17 protein-coding genes, 1 tRNA gene and 1 pseudogene are annotated in these 15,057 nt (G+C 62.9%); 10 read left to right on the top strand and 9 right to left on the bottom strand.

Annotated elements, in window-relative coordinates; translation table 11 throughout:
- Positions 1-545, bottom strand: a 545-nt coding sequence (locus X735_RS137940; RefSeq protein ID WP_023813971.1) for a DUF2059 domain-containing protein, incomplete at its 3' end; no start/stop codon positions are given.
- On the bottom strand, positions 532-1,263 hold the full coding sequence (gene rpiA / locus X735_RS137945) for a ribose-5-phosphate isomerase RpiA (protein ID WP_023813970.1): 732 nt from the start codon (positions 1,261-1,263) through the stop codon (positions 532-534). The genes X735_RS137940 and rpiA, both read right to left, overlap by 14 nt.
- 321 nt (positions 1,264-1,584) lie before the next feature.
- Here rpiA and X735_RS137950 point away from each other — a divergent pair, with 321 nt between their 5' ends.
- Together X735_RS137950 and X735_RS137955 are read left to right on the top strand one after the other, a co-directional pair.
- Positions 1,585-2,265, top strand: a complete 681-nt coding sequence (locus X735_RS137950; RefSeq protein WP_023813969.1) for a phosphoglycolate phosphatase — start codon at positions 1,585-1,587, stop codon at positions 2,263-2,265.
- A gap of 361 nt (positions 2,266-2,626) precedes the next feature.
- Positions 2,627-2,701: transfer RNA gene (locus X735_RS137955), tRNA-Val, on the top strand.
- Between the two features lie 49 nt (positions 2,702-2,750).
- On the opposite strand, the gene X735_RS0135250 is transcribed toward X735_RS137955, so the two are convergent.
- On the bottom strand, positions 2,751-3,104 hold the full coding sequence (locus X735_RS0135250; protein ID WP_031213807.1) for a hypothetical protein: 354 nt from the start codon (positions 3,102-3,104) through the stop codon (positions 2,751-2,753).
- Positions 3,105-3,777: 673 nt separating this feature from the next.
- On the opposite strand from X735_RS0135250, the gene X735_RS137960 reads away from it, so the two are divergent.
- Positions 3,778-4,035: a PepSY domain-containing protein gene (locus tag X735_RS137960; RefSeq protein ID WP_023813967.1), complete on the top strand. Its 258-nt coding sequence runs from the start codon at positions 3,778-3,780 to the stop codon at positions 4,033-4,035.
- A gap of 219 nt (positions 4,036-4,254) precedes the next feature.
- Positions 4,255-4,740, top strand: a complete 486-nt coding sequence (locus tag X735_RS137965; protein ID WP_032909546.1) for a hypothetical protein — start codon at positions 4,255-4,257, stop codon at positions 4,738-4,740.
- Between the two features lie 153 nt (positions 4,741-4,893).
- On the opposite strand, the pseudogene X735_RS01000000166440 reads toward X735_RS137965, so the two are convergent.
- The 3 genes and pseudogenes from X735_RS01000000166440 to X735_RS137975 form a co-directional block, all read right to left on the bottom strand.
- Positions 4,894-5,804 (bottom strand): annotated as a pseudogene (locus X735_RS01000000166440) (arginase family protein).
- 367 nt (positions 5,805-6,171) lie between these two features.
- Entirely contained in the window at positions 6,172-8,070 is a 1,899-nt protein-coding gene (locus X735_RS137970; protein ID WP_023813965.1) for a murein L,D-transpeptidase, read from the bottom strand.
- Positions 8,071-8,279: 209 nt separating this feature from the next.
- Entirely contained in the window at positions 8,280-9,026 is a 747-nt protein-coding gene (locus X735_RS137975) for a 3-oxoacyl-ACP reductase family protein (RefSeq protein WP_023813964.1), read from the bottom strand.
- A 98-nt stretch (positions 9,027-9,124) separates the two neighbouring features.
- On the opposite strand from X735_RS137975, the gene X735_RS137980 reads away from it, so the two are divergent.
- Together X735_RS137980 and X735_RS137985 are read left to right on the top strand one after the other, a co-directional pair.
- On the top strand, positions 9,125-9,739 hold the full coding sequence (locus X735_RS137980; RefSeq protein WP_023813963.1) for a TetR/AcrR family transcriptional regulator: 615 nt from the start codon (positions 9,125-9,127) through the stop codon (positions 9,737-9,739).
- A 108-nt stretch (positions 9,740-9,847) separates the two neighbouring features.
- Complete coding sequence (locus X735_RS137985; RefSeq protein WP_023813962.1) at positions 9,848-10,243, top strand: rhodanese-like domain-containing protein; 396 nt, start codon at positions 9,848-9,850, stop codon at positions 10,241-10,243.
- A 13-nt stretch (positions 10,244-10,256) separates the two neighbouring features.
- On the opposite strand, the gene X735_RS137990 is transcribed toward X735_RS137985, so the two are convergent.
- Complete coding sequence (locus X735_RS137990) at positions 10,257-11,165, bottom strand: alpha/beta hydrolase (RefSeq protein ID WP_023813961.1); 909 nt, start codon at positions 11,163-11,165, stop codon at positions 10,257-10,259.
- A gap of 47 nt (positions 11,166-11,212) precedes the next feature.
- On the opposite strand from X735_RS137990, the gene X735_RS137995 reads away from it, so the two are divergent.
- The gene (locus X735_RS137995) at positions 11,213-11,665 is read left to right on the top strand and encodes a MarR family transcriptional regulator (protein WP_023813960.1); all 453 of its coding nucleotides are present in this window, start codon (positions 11,213-11,215) and stop codon (positions 11,663-11,665) included.
- Positions 11,666-11,682: 17 nt separating this feature from the next.
- Here the strand turns inward: X735_RS137995 and X735_RS138000 are convergent, their stop codons facing one another.
- Complete coding sequence (locus X735_RS138000; RefSeq protein ID WP_023813959.1) at positions 11,683-12,294, bottom strand: pyridoxamine 5'-phosphate oxidase family protein; 612 nt, start codon at positions 12,292-12,294, stop codon at positions 11,683-11,685.
- 73 nt (positions 12,295-12,367) lie between these two features.
- On the bottom strand, positions 12,368-12,721 hold the full coding sequence (locus tag X735_RS138005; RefSeq protein ID WP_023813958.1) for a DUF971 domain-containing protein: 354 nt from the start codon (positions 12,719-12,721) through the stop codon (positions 12,368-12,370).
- Positions 12,722-12,917: 196 nt separating this feature from the next.
- Between X735_RS138005 and moaA the strand changes: the two genes are divergently transcribed.
- The 3 genes from moaA to X735_RS138020 all read left to right on the top strand — a co-directional run bounded on the left by moaA (position 12,918) and on the right by X735_RS138020 (position 14,923).
- Positions 12,918-13,913 (top strand): GTP 3',8-cyclase MoaA, encoded by a 996-nt coding sequence (gene moaA / locus X735_RS138010; RefSeq protein ID WP_031213805.1) that lies wholly within the window; start codon positions 12,918-12,920, stop codon positions 13,911-13,913.
- A 56-nt stretch (positions 13,914-13,969) separates the two neighbouring features.
- Positions 13,970-14,443 carry a hypothetical protein gene (locus X735_RS138015; RefSeq protein WP_023813956.1) on the top strand — a complete coding sequence of 158 codons (474 nt, stop codon included), beginning with the start codon at positions 13,970-13,972 and terminating at the stop codon, positions 14,441-14,443.
- Between the two features lie 120 nt (positions 14,444-14,563).
- Complete coding sequence (locus X735_RS138020; protein WP_023813955.1) at positions 14,564-14,923, top strand: hypothetical protein; 360 nt, start codon at positions 14,564-14,566, stop codon at positions 14,921-14,923.
- Positions 14,924-15,057 lie beyond the last annotated feature (134 nt).

Here is a 15,057-nt window from a genome sequence, read left to right as displayed (position 1 = left end):
GCGGCTCCGTCGGCGGGCGCGGCAGGTGCTGCCTGCGCCTTTGCCTTGGCGGCGGCGGCCAGCGTTTCGCCAACCTGCTGGGCGAGATCGCGGCCGAGGCCGTTCTGCCAGATGTCGGCTGCCTTGACCAGTTCGCGGGTCACCGTCGGGCCGCTATCGAGCAGCTTCTTGCCCGAATCGGAATTGTAGAAGGCGGCGATGTCGGCCAGTTCCTTTTCGGAGAACACTTTCGCGTAGGCGAGTGCTGCTTCCTTCTCGAGGTCGGCGCGGCGCGAGGCCAGCGCCAGCGCCTTCTCGCTGATCGTCTTGCCGATCAGTTCCTGCATGTCCGGGTTCTTCTGGATCAGCTGCGATTCGAGCGCCGCGGCTGCCTGCGGCAGGATGTTGTCGAACGGGTCGGTCGCGTGGATCGCAGCGACCGCCGCGCGGGCGGCCTTCAGGTGCGAATCCGTGACATCCTGCGAAAACGCCGGCGAAGAGAAGGCGAAAACGGCCGAGGCCGCCAGAAGGACGGAAAGGCTGCGAACCCGGTTATGCAACGTCATGATCGGTAGAACTCCCTGGTTTTCGGGCGGCATGGACGGTTTGGATACCGTCGCCGCCGGCGATGATGGCCGCTGAAGCCAGCCCGATGAAAAGACCATGCTCGACCACGCCCGGAATGGCGTGGAGAGCATTCGAAAGCGCTCTTGTATCCGGAATGCGGCCAAAAGATGCATCGAGGATAAAATGGCCGCCGTCTGTAACAAAAGCCTGCCCCCCCGTCATCCTCAATGTGACCGGCCCGGAAAGACCGAGCTTTTCAGCCGCTGTGGCAACCGCGATTTCAGTGGCGCGCAGGCCGAACGGATTGACCTCGATCGGCAGCGGAAAACGACCGAGCGTCTCGACCATCTTGGAGCGGTCGGCGATGACGATCATGCTCTGGGACGCCGCGGCGACGATCTTCTCGCGCAGCAGCGCGCCGCCGCCGCCCTTGATCAGGGTCAGTTCCGGGTCGACTTCGTCGGCGCCGTCGACGGTGAGATCGAGCTCTGGCGTTTCCTCCAGCGTCGACAGCGGCACGCCAAGCTCGCGGCAGAGCAACGCGGTGCGCTCCGAAGTCGGCACGCCGATGATGGTCATGCCGGTGGCGACCTTTTCGGCAAGCAGCCGCACGAACTCTTCGGCCGTGGTGCCGGTGCCGATGCCGAGCCGCATGCCGTCGCCCACATGGGCAAGTGCGGCGCGCGCGGCTTCGACCTTCAATTGCCTTGCATCCATGTCGGTAATTGCCCCGGAAATTCGCTGCCGGGCTCGTAGCATTTTTGCCGGTCCGGTCAAAGCCCTGGACGGCGCTTCTCCAGGTGATGCCTGTGTAGGAATTATTTCCTTGACCGGTGAGGGCAGCTATGCTACATTTTTGTCCATGGTGCTGATTTGTGCCAACAACTCGCCGTCGAGGCGGGTTTTTTCATATAGGACGGCCCGCCGCGAATGCCCGGCCTGATGGGCAGGCCCCGCCTGAACGAACTGGCCCCGCGCTTGCCTTGACGCGCCGCAGCCGCTATCGCCTGCCCATTGCACACCTGCCCAGGACAGACCATGACCCGACCGATCATCGTGTTCGACCTCGACGGTACGCTGATCGACACAGCGCCGGACCTGCTCGACAGCCTGAACCACAGCCTGGCCGCCAGCGAGATCGCGGCGGTCGACGAAGCCGGCTTCAGGCGTTTTGTCGGTCACGGCGGCCGGGTGATGATCGAGCGGGCGCACGCCGCCCATCAGCGATCGCTCGATGTCGCGGAGCACGACCGGCTGCTGAAACTGTTCCTCGACCACTACACAATCAACATCCCCGGCAAATCGCGCCCCTACCCCGGTGTCGTCGAGGCGATCGCGCGCTTCGAAAAGGCCGGCTATCTCCTGGCCATCTGCACCAACAAATACGAAGCCAACTCGCTGGCGCTGATCGAGGCGCTCGGCCTGTCCAGGCATTTCGCGGCCATCGCCGGACAGGACACGTTCGCCTTCCGCAAGCCCGACCCGCGCCATCTGATCGAGACCATCAAGCTGGCCGGTGGCGACCCGCACTGCGCGCTGATGGTCGGCGATTCGCAAACCGACATCGACACGGCGAAAGCCGCCGGCATCCCGGTGGTGGCGGTCGATTTCGGCTACACCGACCGGCATGTCAGCGAATTCGAGCCCTCGGCGGTGATCTCGCATTTCGACGCCCTGACGCTCGGTCTGGCGCAGAAGCTGATTGCCGCCGCCGGGTAGTGACGGGGAGTGGCGCAGGCAATCGCATATGGGCAAAGGCTTGCGCCCTACGAATACCCCCACTCCTAACCCCTCCCCACAAAGGGGGAGGAGATTCCGTCGGCGCTGATATCAGCAGATTTCCAACGTTCTCGACGCAAAAGGCGAGAGCGCGGCAGCTTCCCTCCCCTTGTGGGGAGGGCTAGGGTGGGGGTCCTCTTCGCAAGAACCTATATTCGATTGCCTTTGGAAGCGGCCACGTCTCGTCGAGACAAGGCCGGATAGGCCGACAATCCGATCCTGTCGGAACGCCGAACACCGCCTTGACTTCCCGCACCCGCCTCCCTTATATCGCGGCTCGCTTGGCCTTTGGGCAACGAGCGGGCGATTAGCTCAGCGGGAGAGCACACCCTTCACACGGGTGGGGTCGCAGGTTCAATCCCTGCATCGCCCACCAAAATCCTTACGGCAGTTGGCGATGTCTGGTGGAGATGCACCAGCCGCGATCAGCGCTTCATCGAGTGCAGGATGGCCTGCATGTGCTCTTCCAGGTCGAGTTCACCCCGAGCCTCGGCGGTCAACAGGTAATCGGCCTTGGCCCGGCGATCGCCTCGGCTGATCGCAGGATAGGAGCAGATGGCCAGCAGTGCTTCCTGTTCAATCCGGTCTGCCCTCTTGCGTTCGTGGCTGCTACTGCCCGCTTGATGAACAACCCTGTGAAGCCCGACATAGGTGGCTTCATGGGCTCCGATCAGCGCCCGCAATCCGGGTGAGGCCCCTTCCCCTTCAGCAAATGTCGGTTCAATGACTGAGGCCACGGCGGTGAACGCAAGAAGTGTACGGCGGGTGACTTCGGGCATGGCTCATATCCCTGCTGCCTGATCATGCAGGCACACCATAGCACCGGCGAAGCGGTTCGCAGAGATGCTCGGGGACGCGACCACACTTCTGCTGACAGATGTATTCGCTTCCGTAGCCCGCCCGCCCAGCAGCTGGTGTGGCCTTAAGTCGCAATGATTGACTTCCGAAATGCAGGGTTTCGGGCTTCATTGACGCTGCGACCAACACCATATGGTGATCCACAGCCCTCCAAAACGAGAGAAGCTCGCCTTGACACGGTCGCTTTGCGGCCATCGGCCGGCAATGGCTATGAACCAGGAACCTGAAAAACCATGCCTGAAAATATCAGACCGATTTCGAAAGACGTCCCCCTCATTCAGCTAGGCGTCTATCAGTGCCGCTTCCCGGTGAGCGAAGACCGGTCAGTGCCCGGCGGTTATCGTTTCTGTGCTGGGCCAACTTCGGCGGATCGCGTCTATTGCGATCACCACCACAGCATCGTGACCGCCGTCGACCCTCGTCGAACCCGTTCAGGTCTCCACCCCGCTCAACGACGCGCTGCGTAAGTCAAGCGGGCGGCGGCCCATTATTCGGGCAGCTGCAAACCTGTGGACTGAATCGGCACGCATTCCGGCTGCGGAACAAACCGGCACGCCAGCGAGTTTCTCTCCGACGAAAACTTGAGGGAAAGCCATGTCCAGATTTCTGCCGGCGACCAGCGTCGCCGTTCTTCTCGCCGGCGCGCCGGCCTTGGCCGCGGACGACAAGCCGCTGCCGCCGCCCAATGCCAAGAAGCTGTCCGAGATCATCGCCAAGGTCGAGCAGCGCGACGGCTTTCGCTATGTGGACGAGGTCGACTGGGACAGCGGCGCCTACACCGTCACCTATTACACGGCGGACAAGGCGAAGGTCGAAATCACCTACGATCCTGTGACGGCGGAGCCGAAATAGGGTTCGCCGGCAGACATTTCGTTCCCGGCCGTGTCAGCGGCCATTCCCGGCGCGGGCGCCTCCCCTTGCGTCAGCGTCGCTTTGATGGCTGACTGTGCGCCAGAGCAGTTCACCGCTTCATGGAAACGGTGAACCGCTCTAACTCTTTGTTTTGGCGCAATTCCGGACGGAAACCGTTTCACACTTTTCCTGGAATTGCTCTGGGCGCCGCATTGGGGGATGGGGATGGCGACGGCAAAGCACGTGATGAAGCGCATATTGATGATGTTGGCCGGCTACTTCGTGTCGGTGCTGGTCGGCCTGATCGCCATCGCGGTGATCTATGGCGTGCTCAGCTCCTTGCCCAACGCGCCCAGCTATTTCGACGTCATGGGCGTTTCGCCGATCGCGGTGCTGCTGGTGCCGCCGCTCGGCATGTTCGTCTATTTCCTGACCATCGTGGTGACCGCGCTGCAGACGCTGATCTTCGCGCTGATCGCCGAGTTCTTCTCGTTGCGCAATGTCCTGCTGCACATGGTTTTCGGCGCCGGCGCCGCGGTCGGCGGTTTCGCCCTGATCTGGCCGAGTGCACCGGAGGATATGGACCCGGAGCGTTGGGTCGACATCGGCATCATTGCCGCTGCCGGACTTGTCGCCGGGTTGCTCTATTGGCTGATCGCCGGGCGCGACGCCGGCTTCCGGCGGCCATTGTTCCAGCGCTACTAGCTTGCAGGCTCACAATCGCGAGCCCGGCATATCGGCTCATGCCGAGCCTGAAAGAAACAGATTCCGCCGCATTATGAAAGCCGCCAGTCGGAAAACGATCTCAAATCGGTCGCTCAGTGCGCCTTGCTGCCTGAGAGCAGCCATAGCTCGTCGTCATGGCGCTGCTGTTCCGAGCGCAGCGGCCAGTACGTCGGCGAGGCCGCGTCCGGCGCTGCCGTCCTCATCAAGGCGCGGATTGTAGATGGTGATCTCGAGGCCGACTGCCTTGCCGCTCGCCAAGGCAAGCCGGAGCGCAGCCGTCAGCTCGTCCCACGACAACCCGCCTAGCACGCGAAAATCGACAGCTGGCATGATGACGTCGTCGAGACAGTCGGCGTCGAGATGGATGAAGAAGCCGTCCAATTCAGCTCTCGTCAGGTGATCGATCGCTTCGCGTGCGGCGGCCTCGATGCCCGTGGCGCGCACAGCGGGAAGGTCAAGCACCTTGAGCTCTTCGGGGAGCGGCTGGCTTCCGTACTCCTCCTGATCCTTGTGATCGCGATACGCGAAGGCGACAGCGTCTTCAGGGCGGACCAGAGGACCGCGACCTTCGATGTCGGTCAGGAGCGATGGACCGTAGCCGGTGACGAAGGCGAGGTCCATCGAGGCGCCCTCACCATTGGGTTCCGCCTCTGGCTGGAAGAAATCGGCGTTGCCGTCAATGAAGAGCAAGCCGTAGCGGCCGCGTCGTCGAAACGCGAGCGCCGAGCCCAGCACGATCGTGCAATCGCCGCCCAGCACCACTGGAAACCCGCCTGCGTCAAGCACCGCTTCCACGGCGTCGGCGAGCTGGGGCGACCACTGCGCAATTGCCCTGGCGTTCAGGGTGCCGGTCTCGGGATCGGGCGTCGGGTCCTTCGCAGGCACAGCCAGCCGCCCGGCGCGGCGCGCCTGGATGCGCTCCGCAAGGCAAGGTCCAGGAGCCGGTCAGGCAAGCGCTCCACACCGTCGGTCGCCAGGCCCAGCGTGGAGGGGCTTCGAGAATCGCATAATGGCTCGACATAGGCGCCTCCGTTAGTGACCATTTCGCGAGTAGGTCAGGGCCCCTTTTGTGGCCGTGTGATCGCGAATGAAGGCCCGAAGTCGTTGGCATCGTCGCTATGGTGTCGTGCCAACGGTTGCGCGTCTTCCATCTGAACGCTGAAGCGAAACGTGCCCACTTCCGTAGCTTGGTCGACCTTCGTCAGCCATCGGCAGAATGCCGACGATGGCAAAACACCGTCGCAGAATCGCTTCGATCGCTCAACATCGTTCGTCCCTACCGAAACAGGATCACAGTTGCGTTTTGAGCTTGTTCGATAACGGTAGCCGCCGCTCCTCGTTCCCTCTCAGCCGCCTTTCCGCTTTCGGTCATTCCGTATTTATGAGTTAACGGTCTACCGAAGTCCTGGATCAACTCAAAGGCGAGCGAACCGCCTCCGTAGCGTCCAGAGCCTGCTTCAGGCGCGAATCGCGGTCGTAGACGTCGCCGAAATATTCGACCTTGCCGGACAGATCGGGCCAGGCGGTGAAATAGGCGACATAGACCGGGATCGTGCGTGTCACGTTCTCGGTCGAGTGGCCGTGCTTCAGCTTCTCGGCGATATAGTCCACGGAGGTGCCAAGCACCGCCGCCGCCATGCCGCGCGGGTCCTGCAGCCGCACGCAGCCATGGCTGAGCGCGCGCATATCCCGCTGGAAGAATGATTTCTGCGGGGTGTCGTGCATGTAGATCGCGTGCTTGTTGGGGAACAGGATCTTCAACTCGCCCAGCGCGTTGGCCTCGCTCGGCTGCTGGCGAACGCTGTAGGGGATGTTGGAGCCATAGGCGCCCCAATTGACCGCCGACGAAGGAATGCGCTTGCCGCGCGAATCCGTCACCTCGTAGCCGGCCCGGTCGAGATAGCCCGGATCGTTGCGCAATCTCGGCAGCATCTCGTTGACGATGATCGACTGCGGCACGCCCCAATAGGGATGGAAATCGACCTGCTTGATCTGGTCGTAGAAGAAAGAGGTCTGGTTGGTGGTCCGGCCAACGACGACACGCGTCTTGAGCTTTTCCTCGCCATTGTCGATGTAGCTTGCGGTGAAGGCTGGCTGGTTGATGAAGACGCGCGGACTGCCAAGATCGGAGGGCAGCCAGCGCAGTTCCTCCAGCGCCACTTCCACCTTCAGCAGCTTGTCGGCCTTGGATGTTCCGGCCAACGTCGCGACGGTGCGCGGGCCGATGACGCCGTCGCCCTTCATGCCTGCCTTCTGCTGCACCGCCTTGATGACCGGAACCAGTTCCGGAACATAAACCTCGCTGGTGGCCAGCCTGGACAGGATTTCGCCATAGGCGCCGCCCATATCGTCATCGATATTGCGCGCGATCAAGGTCAAGAGCTTCGGCAGTTCGGGACTGGTTTCGTCCGGCTTCAGCAACAGCTTGGGGTCGACGACGATTTCGTTTTCCGCACTGGCCTGCAGCGATTCGAGTTCGACACGCAGCGCCTGGTATTCCGCATTCTGCGGATGCCGCGACTCGAGATAGGTGCGCACTTGCTGGGTATGCGCCAGCGTCCTCAGCACGCCTTGCAAGTCGAGCGGCTTGGCCGGGAAATCATAGTAGCCGGTCATGCGGTTGGGATCGACGCGGCCGTTCTGGGCGTCGTGGGCATAGCGCAGCACACGCGCGGAAAGCGCCATCTCGAAACGGACGAGCTCTTTCAGTTGCGTATTGGCATCGGACGACGATGCGCCGGCAGCGGGCACTTCGACCGTATAGTCGGCGGGCGTGAGACCATAGCTTGAAGCCTCGCCAAGCACCCGCACCGCATCCTGCGCGCGGCTGTTGAGGCTGGTTCCGCTTATCCAGATGAAATCCGGATTGGCCGAGTAATACGCGATCAGCGCCTTGGCGATGTCGGGCTCGGCTAAGAGTTCGTAGTCACCCAAGCTGGCAACCGCATCACGAAACGCGGCGCCCGTTGCCGACGGCACGAAAGCCGCATCCTGTGGCGTCGCCGGCTCTGGCGTCGGGGCCAGCGCCGAGAAGTCGACGCGAACCAGCCGGTCGGCCTTGTAGGTGTAGTAGGATGGGCTGCTGATTCTCGCACCGCCACCGCCACCGCCACCGCTGGCCGGAGCCTTCGGCTTTGGCTTGTGCTTCGGTGGCGGAGGCGGAAACTCGCCTTTCGGCGCATGCTTGACGCCGCCGCCGAACAGCATGTCGAACAGCCCCTGCGCGCCTGCCTGGGGTACACCGAAAGCCAGCGTTGCCGTGATCGCCATCAGCGGCATCACGGTTGCTTTGTTTCCGAGGAATTTCATGAATCACCCGCTCCGGCCGCAACCGGTTCCCGTTCCGCACGCTAGATCGTCCCGCTCACCGCATGGCGGATGTAAGGCGCGACTATACTGATTCATACCGATTTCGTTAAGCTTTCATAAATTTTGGAAAGCCTGTTGCAGAACGGTTTCACAAGATCGTGACGGCTGGAGCGGAGGGTTGTTCCGCCCCAGCCGGAAATCTCTCGGGATCAGGCGTTGGCGCCGCCATCGATGGTCAGGGCAGCGCCGGTGACGAAGCGGCCTTCAGGGCCTGCAAGCCAGGCGACCATGCCGGCAATGTCATCGGCCTTGCCGAAACGCTGTGTTGCCATCTTCCGGCGCTGATGCTCGGCATGCGGGCCGTCGGCCGGGTTCATGTCGGTGTCGGTCGAACCGGGGTGGACGACGTTGGCGGTGATGCCGCGCGGGCCGAGGTCGCGCGCCAGCGCCTTGGTCAGGCCGACCAGCGCCGCCTTGCTGGCTGAATAGGCCGTGAGGCTGCCGTCGGTCGCCCTCTCGGCAAGGTTGCTGCCAATCGAGATGATCCTGCCGCCCTCACCCATATGCACGGCCGCGGCCTTGGAAGCGATGAACGGGCCCCGGAGATTGACCTCCATGGTCTCGTCGAAATCTGCGAGCGACAGCGTGTCGATGGGGGCGGCCCGCCAGATGCCGGCGCTGTTGACCAGGATGTCAAGCCGGCCAAAAGCGGTCACTGCGTCGTCGACGGCCTTGTCTATGGCCACCGCATCGCGGTTGTCGGCCCTGATCGCGATGGCGCGGCCGCCCTTGGCCTCGATTTCGGCCACAACCGAGCGAGCCTGCTCCTCGCCATGCACATAAGTCAGAGCGACACTGGCGCCGTTGGCCGCGAGCCGTCGCGCAATCGCCGCACCGATGCCGCGACTGCCGCCGGTGACGAGCGCGGCCTTGCCGTTCAATTTGCTGGAAGACATCGATTTCTCCTTTTGTAACGATCGATACATAAATATCTGTCAGCCTTGCCCACCGGCGTCAACTTAATTATGTATCGATCAACACAGAAAAGATCATCATGTCGGAACGAGGCCGCCCCCGCACCTTCGATCGAACCGCAGCCCTGCGCCGCGCTATGCAGGTGTTCTGGGCGCGTGGCTACGAAGGCGCATCGATGAGCGATCTGACCGCCGCCATGGGCATCAACTCGCCCAGCCTCTATGCCGCCTTCGGCAGCAAGGAGGCGCTGTTCCTCGAGGCGACGGATTTTTACTCGCACACCGAGGGTGCCGACATCTGGCTGGCGCTGGAGGAAGCTCCGACCGCGCGGCAGGCGATCGAACAATTCCTGTGCCTGACGGCGAAGGCCTATGCGCAGAGCGATCGTCCGCAGGGCTGCCTGATCACGCTCGGCGCGCTGCATCAGGATTCGAGCCGAGGCGCCATCTGCGCCGATCTGCGCCGTCGCCGTGCCGAAAACCACACCGCCCTGCAGAAGCGTCTCGAGCGCGGCGTTGCCGAAGGCGAATTGCCGGCGAATTTCGATGCGAGCGCCGCCGCGACTTTCTTCGCCACGGTCCAGCACGGCATGTCGATCCAGGCACGCGACGGCGCCTCGCACGATGCCCTGCTGGCGACGGTTGCCGGGGCCATGGCGGCCTGGAGGACGCTGGCCGGCGGCAACGCGGCGTGACAAACGCCGGCTGGTGTGCTCGAAATTCTGACTTGCCAGCAATGCTAGGGCCGGCAAGGCCGGGAGGCCAGCAATGCTAGGGCCGGCAAGGCCGGGAGGGATGAGAGTGTGAAAAAGGGTTATCGCGAGCTGCTGGACGAGGCGAACGCCGTGATCGAGGTGGTTTCGCCGGAGGAAGCGGCCGGGCTGCTCGACGATGAAGACACGATCTTCGTCGATCTGCGCGATCCACGCGAAGTGGAACGCGACGGCAAGATTCCCGGCGCCAAGCATGTCACGCGCGGCATGCTGGAGTTCTGGATCGACCCCGAAAGCCCTTACCACAAGCCGTTCTTCGCCTCGGGAAAGAGCTTCGTGTTCTTCTGCGCCGGCGGCTGGCGCTCGGCGCTGGCCACAAAGACGGCGCAGGACATGGGGCTTTCGCCGGTCAAGCACATCCTTGGCGGCTACACCGCCTGGAAGGCCGCCGGACTGCCGGTCGAACCCGGCGAGAAGAAGAAATAATCTCGACCGCCGCTCAGTGCAGCAGCAATGGCTCGCGATGCGTCACGAAGCCGACCGCGCGTTCGACCACGCCCTTGTCGGCGAGAATACGGCGGTGGCCGAGCCCGTCGGCCCAGTAGAGCCGCACATGGCCGCCGGCGCCGGCATAGCGCCTTGCATGATCGGCCGACACTTCGCGATCGTCCTGCGCATGGATGACCAGGGTCGGCACCGGCGCCTGGGCGAGCTGACGGTCGCCGGTGAATTCGTGCAGCGGCCGGCCGGAAAGATGCTCGACCCGGTCCGCCATGGCGGCTTGCGAGCGCGGGCCGACATTCAACATATGACTGAAGTCGGCAAAGATCGCCGGCAGGGAACTTGGCGCCGCGATCAGCACCAGGCGTCCGGCCGCCAGCGGCGGAATGTTCTTGACCGAACCGGCGATGGCATTGGCGGCGACGGCGCCGCCGAAGGAATGGCCGACCGCCGCCACGAAGGGGCCGAACCATTCGCCGGCAATTCGCACCGCATCCACGGCATTGACCATGTTCAGGCGCCGGCCCTGCGACTGGCCGTGGCCGGGCAGGTCAAGCGAAACGACCCTGTAGCCGGCGGCGCGATAGCCTTCGATCAAGGCGCGCATATATTCGGTGCGCGAGCGCCAGCCATGGACGACGAGCACCGTGCCGGCGGCCGCCCTGCCCGGCTCGGGCCGGAACTCGTGCACCATGACGCAGCCGGTCGCGGTCTTCAGTCGGTGATGTCGCGCCTCGGTCATGAACCCGGCCGCACGCTCGACAGCGCGGCGCTCGCCATCGCTGAGCACCTTGACATTCGGGGTGCGGCAGAACAATTCGAACGCCGCGCGTCCGCTAAGCCGCGGCGCGACACGCTCTGCCGCACCGAACACGCCCCGGATGACCTTCAGCCCGAATGATGCCATAGTGAAAATCCATCCATACGTTCAAGCATGAACATAATAGTTCAAAGATGAACAATAAACAAGAGCTGCCTTGGGACAACCCCCGTTTCCGCAACTGGGTCGCGGTGGCGCGCGCATGCCATGTGCTGGAGCGCACGCTCGCGGTGAAGCTTGCACCGCTCGATTTGAAACCGGCGCAGCTCGACGTGCTGATGAACCTCTATCGCCACCCCGGCATGTCGCAGCACGATCTTGCCCGCAAGCTGCTCGTCGGCCGCTCCAACATCACCATGCTTTTGCCGCAGCTGGAGGCGCGCGGCCTGCTGCGCCGCGAAGGTGATGAGAAGGACAAGCGCATCCTGCGGCTCGCGCTCACCGAGGCCGGCGAGGCGCTGCTGATGCAGGCGCTGAAAGTGCATATGGCGCTGATCGAGAAGGCGATGAGCCAGTCGACGCCGGAACAATGCGACATGATCGGCGAGCAGATGCGCAAGATCTATGATGTGCTAAAAGAGGCGTGACGACCTTTCAGCCAGACCTACCACATCGTCTTCTTCGCCCGCTCCGGCCATTCCTTGTCGTAGGTTTCGCCGTCGATGTTGCTGCGGCTGGTGATTTCCAGGATTTGTCCGGGCGTCGGCAGCGACTTCGGGTCGACGTGCCTTGCCGCGTTCCAGAGCTCGGAACGGACGATGGCCCGGGCGCATTGGAAATAGACCGAATCGATGTCGACGACGGTTACCGATCGCGCCGCCTTGCCGTCCACCGTGAATGATGCGCACAGCGCCGTATCCGTGGTGATATGAGCGCGGCCGTTGACACGCAGCGTCGTGCCGGAGCCCGGTACCAGGAACAGCAGGCCGACGCGTGGGTCGCGGATGATGTTTTTCAGCGAATCGGCGCGGTTGTTGCCGCGACGATCCGGCATCATCAGGGTTTTCGGATCATGGATGCGCACAAAGCCGGCGAGATCGCCGCGCGGCGAACAGTCCAGCCCCTCCGGGCCACTGGTCGCCAGCGCGACGAACGGCGAGGCTTCGATGAAGGCGGCATATTCGGGAATGACGTGGTCGAGTTCCTTGACCAGCGAGGCCTCGCCTGGAACGCCATAGAGCGCCTCGAGCTGCTCGACCGTGGTGATGACGGACATGTTTTCGCCTCCAAACTTTTGCCGGCGCTACGCCATATCGATGACGTTTTGACGACAGCGAGGGGAATCAATTTTAGCGGTCCCGGCTCAGGCCCTTTTCCGCAAGCTCCGCGAGATAGGCTTCCCAGCGCGCATCCTTCTCGTGGCCGAGCGTATGCAGGTAATTCCAGGTGAAGATGCCGGTGTCGTGGAAATCGTCGAAGGTGATGCGCACGGCGTAGTTGCCGACTGGCTCGATCTTGAGGATTGCGACATTGCGCTTGCCGGGGACCGTCACCCGCTGATCCGGCGAATGGCCCTGCACTTCGGCCGATGGCGAGGCGACGCGCAGCAGTTCCGCCGGCAGTTCGAACGGCCGATGGTCGGGAAAGGTGACGGACAAAAGTTTGCGGTCCTTGGAGACCCTGAGCTCTTTCGGTGCGGTCATGCTGTTCGATCCCGTCTCATCCGCCCTTCCCTACGCCGCTTCGCCAAACGGGAAAAGACCTGATGAGACCGACCGACATGCGATGTCGGCTGAGGGATGTTACCAAAGATCGAGAGGCGGTATCTTGAATGAATGGCCGGATCGTATCACATAGCGGTATATAACGAAGCCGTTCACGGCCACGGGAAGCGCTTGCATGGACATGATTGATCCTTTCGGCCGCACGATCAGCTATCTCCGCGTGTCGGTCACCGACCGCTGCGATTTCCGCTGCACCTATTGCATGGCCGAGGACATGGCCTTCCTGCCGAAGAAGGACCTGCTGTCGCTGGAAGAGCTCGATCGGCTGTGCACGGTTTTCATCGAAAAGGGCGTCAGGCGGTTGCGCCTGACCGGCGGCGAGCCGCTGGTGCGCAAGAACATCATGCATCTGGTGCGCCAGCTGTCGCGGCATCTCGCCAGCGGCGCGCTGGAAGAACTGACGCTGACCACCAACGGCTCGCAGCTGTCGCGCTTTGCCGCCGAACTCGCCGATTGCGGCGTGAAGCGCATCAACGTGTCGCTCGATACGCTCGATGCCGACAAGTTCCACAAGATCACCCGCTGGGGCCATCTCGACAAGGTCATGCAAGGCATCGATGCCGCGCAGGCGGCGGGGCTGAAGGTCAAGCTCAACGCGGTGGCGCTGAAGGATTTCAACGACGCCGAGCTGCCCGAGATGATGCGCTGGGCGCATGGCCGCGGCATGGACCTGACGGTCATCGAAACCATGCCGATGGGCGAGATCGATGCCGACCGCACCGACCAGTATTTGCCGCTGTCGCTGCTGCGCGCGTCGCTGGAACGCCAGTTCACGCTGACCGACATTCCCTTCAAGACCGGCGGCCCGGCCCGCTACGTCCAGGTCGCCGAGACCGGCGGACGGCTCGGCTTCATCACGCCGATGACGCATAATTTCTGCGAAAGCTGCAACCGCGTCCGGCTGACCTGCACCGGCACCCTCTATATGTGCCTGGGCCAGGAAGATGCAGCCGACCTGCGCGCGCCCTTGCGCGCCTCCGAAGGCAACGAGCTGGTCGCCGAAGCGATAGACGAAGCGATCGGCCGCAAGCCGAAAGGCCATGACTTCATCATCGACCGCCGCACCAGCCGCCCATCGGTATCGCGCCATATGAGCGTCACCGGCGGCTGATCTTCCCGCCGATCTGTGCAAGAATTGCCGTGCGGTCATCGACTTCGGGGCAAGACATGCGGCGGTTCTTTTCATTCGGGACGTTTTTCGCTGCGATCGCGGCGAGCACGGCAATTGCCGCGCCGTTCACCTATGTGAACGAGCGCTTCGGCACCGTCTGCACCTTTCCCGAGGAAATCTTCACCGAGCACCAGCCCGAGCCTGACAATGGCGACGGGCAGCAATGGCTGAGTGCCGATGGTGCCAGCCTGATCTGCTCGGGCATCCTCAACATCGACGACGATACGCCGAAAGGCTTTGTCGCGGCGCAGAAGGCGAGCAACGAGCCGGGCTACAAGGTGACCTACAGCAGGGCCGGAAAGGACTGGGCAGTGCTGTCGGGCTTGAAGGAAGGAAAGATCTTTTACGAGCGGCGCCTGTTTGGTGGAGATGGCGTCATCCGCACGGTCTGGGTCGACTACCCTCCGGCCCTGAAGTCGAAATACGACCCGCTGGTCGGCGCCATTGCCGGCAGTCTCAAGGGACCATGAACGTTTCGGACCACACCCCAGAAAAAGTCTTGTTCGCGAACCGCAGCCGGATTTACGGCCAGTCTGTTCCAGCCTAGCCTTTCTCTGGAAGCGGCTCTTCGCTCACAGGGGGAATACATCATGCGCAAACTCATTCTTTCTCTCGCCTTGCTCGGTCTCGCGGCCGCGCCCGCCGCGGCGCAGTCGATCGGCGGCACCTATACGGTCGCCGGCACCAACTTCGACGGTTCGGCCTATGGCGGCGAAGCCACCATCACGCTGACCAGCGGGACGACCTGCGCGATCCATTGGGAAACCGGTGGCTCATCTTCCGACGGCATCTGCATGCGCAACGATGACGCCTTCTCCGCCGGCTATGTCATGGGCAAGGATATCGGCCTCGTCGTCTACAAGATGACGGACGACGGCTCGCTGCATGGTCTGTGGACCATCGCCGGCAAGGAAGGCAATGGCACCGAGGTGCTGACGCCGAAGAAGTAAGTTCTGCCGCCATTGCAGGTGATCTTCTGGGCCACAAACAAGGCTGTGGCCCAGCCCTTTGCTATTGCTGTTTCATGCCCGGCTGTTACAGGCTTGCTGCCTAAAGCGCGTCGCGTTTGAACGGATTCAGGTGA

The organism is Mesorhizobium sp. L2C084A000, assembly GCF_000502875.1.
In the GTDB taxonomy this organism is placed as follows: domain Bacteria; phylum Pseudomonadota; class Alphaproteobacteria; order Rhizobiales; family Rhizobiaceae; genus Mesorhizobium.
The sequence above is the reverse complement of the archived record's forward strand: the minus strand, read 5'-3'. Positions and strand labels throughout refer to the sequence as shown.

What these genes read in the sequence shown, in the direction of transcription:
- rpiA (WP_023813970.1), bottom strand. Translation starts at nt 1,263, where the DNA reads ATGGATGCAAGGCAATTGAAGGTCGAAGCCGCGCGCGCCGCACTTGCC.
- X735_RS137950 (WP_023813969.1), top strand. Translation starts at nt 1,585, where the DNA reads ATGACCCGACCGATCATCGTGTTCGACCTCGACGGTACGCTGATCGAC.
- X735_RS0135250 (WP_031213807.1), bottom strand. Translation starts at nt 3,104, where the DNA reads ATGCCCGAAGTCACCCGCCGTACACTTCTTGCGTTCACCGCCGTGGCC.
- X735_RS137960 (WP_023813967.1), top strand. Translation starts at nt 3,778, where the DNA reads ATGTCCAGATTTCTGCCGGCGACCAGCGTCGCCGTTCTTCTCGCCGGC.
- X735_RS137965 (WP_032909546.1), top strand. Translation starts at nt 4,255, where the DNA reads ATGGGGATGGCGACGGCAAAGCACGTGATGAAGCGCATATTGATGATG.
- X735_RS137970 (WP_023813965.1), bottom strand. Translation starts at nt 8,070, where the DNA reads ATGAAATTCCTCGGAAACAAAGCAACCGTGATGCCGCTGATGGCGATC.
- X735_RS137975 (WP_023813964.1), bottom strand. Translation starts at nt 9,026, where the DNA reads ATGTCTTCCAGCAAATTGAACGGCAAGGCCGCGCTCGTCACCGGCGGC.
- X735_RS137980 (WP_023813963.1), top strand. Translation starts at nt 9,125, where the DNA reads ATGTCGGAACGAGGCCGCCCCCGCACCTTCGATCGAACCGCAGCCCTG.
- X735_RS137990 (WP_023813961.1), bottom strand. Translation starts at nt 11,165, where the DNA reads ATGGCATCATTCGGGCTGAAGGTCATCCGGGGCGTGTTCGGTGCGGCA.
- X735_RS137995 (WP_023813960.1), top strand. Translation starts at nt 11,213, where the DNA reads ATGAACAATAAACAAGAGCTGCCTTGGGACAACCCCCGTTTCCGCAAC.
- X735_RS138000 (WP_023813959.1), bottom strand. Translation starts at nt 12,294, where the DNA reads ATGTCCGTCATCACCACGGTCGAGCAGCTCGAGGCGCTCTATGGCGTT.
- X735_RS138005 (WP_023813958.1), bottom strand. Translation starts at nt 12,721, where the DNA reads ATGACCGCACCGAAAGAGCTCAGGGTCTCCAAGGACCGCAAACTTTTG.
- moaA (WP_031213805.1), top strand. Translation starts at nt 12,918, where the DNA reads ATGGACATGATTGATCCTTTCGGCCGCACGATCAGCTATCTCCGCGTG.
- X735_RS138015 (WP_023813956.1), top strand. Translation starts at nt 13,970, where the DNA reads ATGCGGCGGTTCTTTTCATTCGGGACGTTTTTCGCTGCGATCGCGGCG.
- X735_RS138020 (WP_023813955.1), top strand. Translation starts at nt 14,564, where the DNA reads ATGCGCAAACTCATTCTTTCTCTCGCCTTGCTCGGTCTCGCGGCCGCG.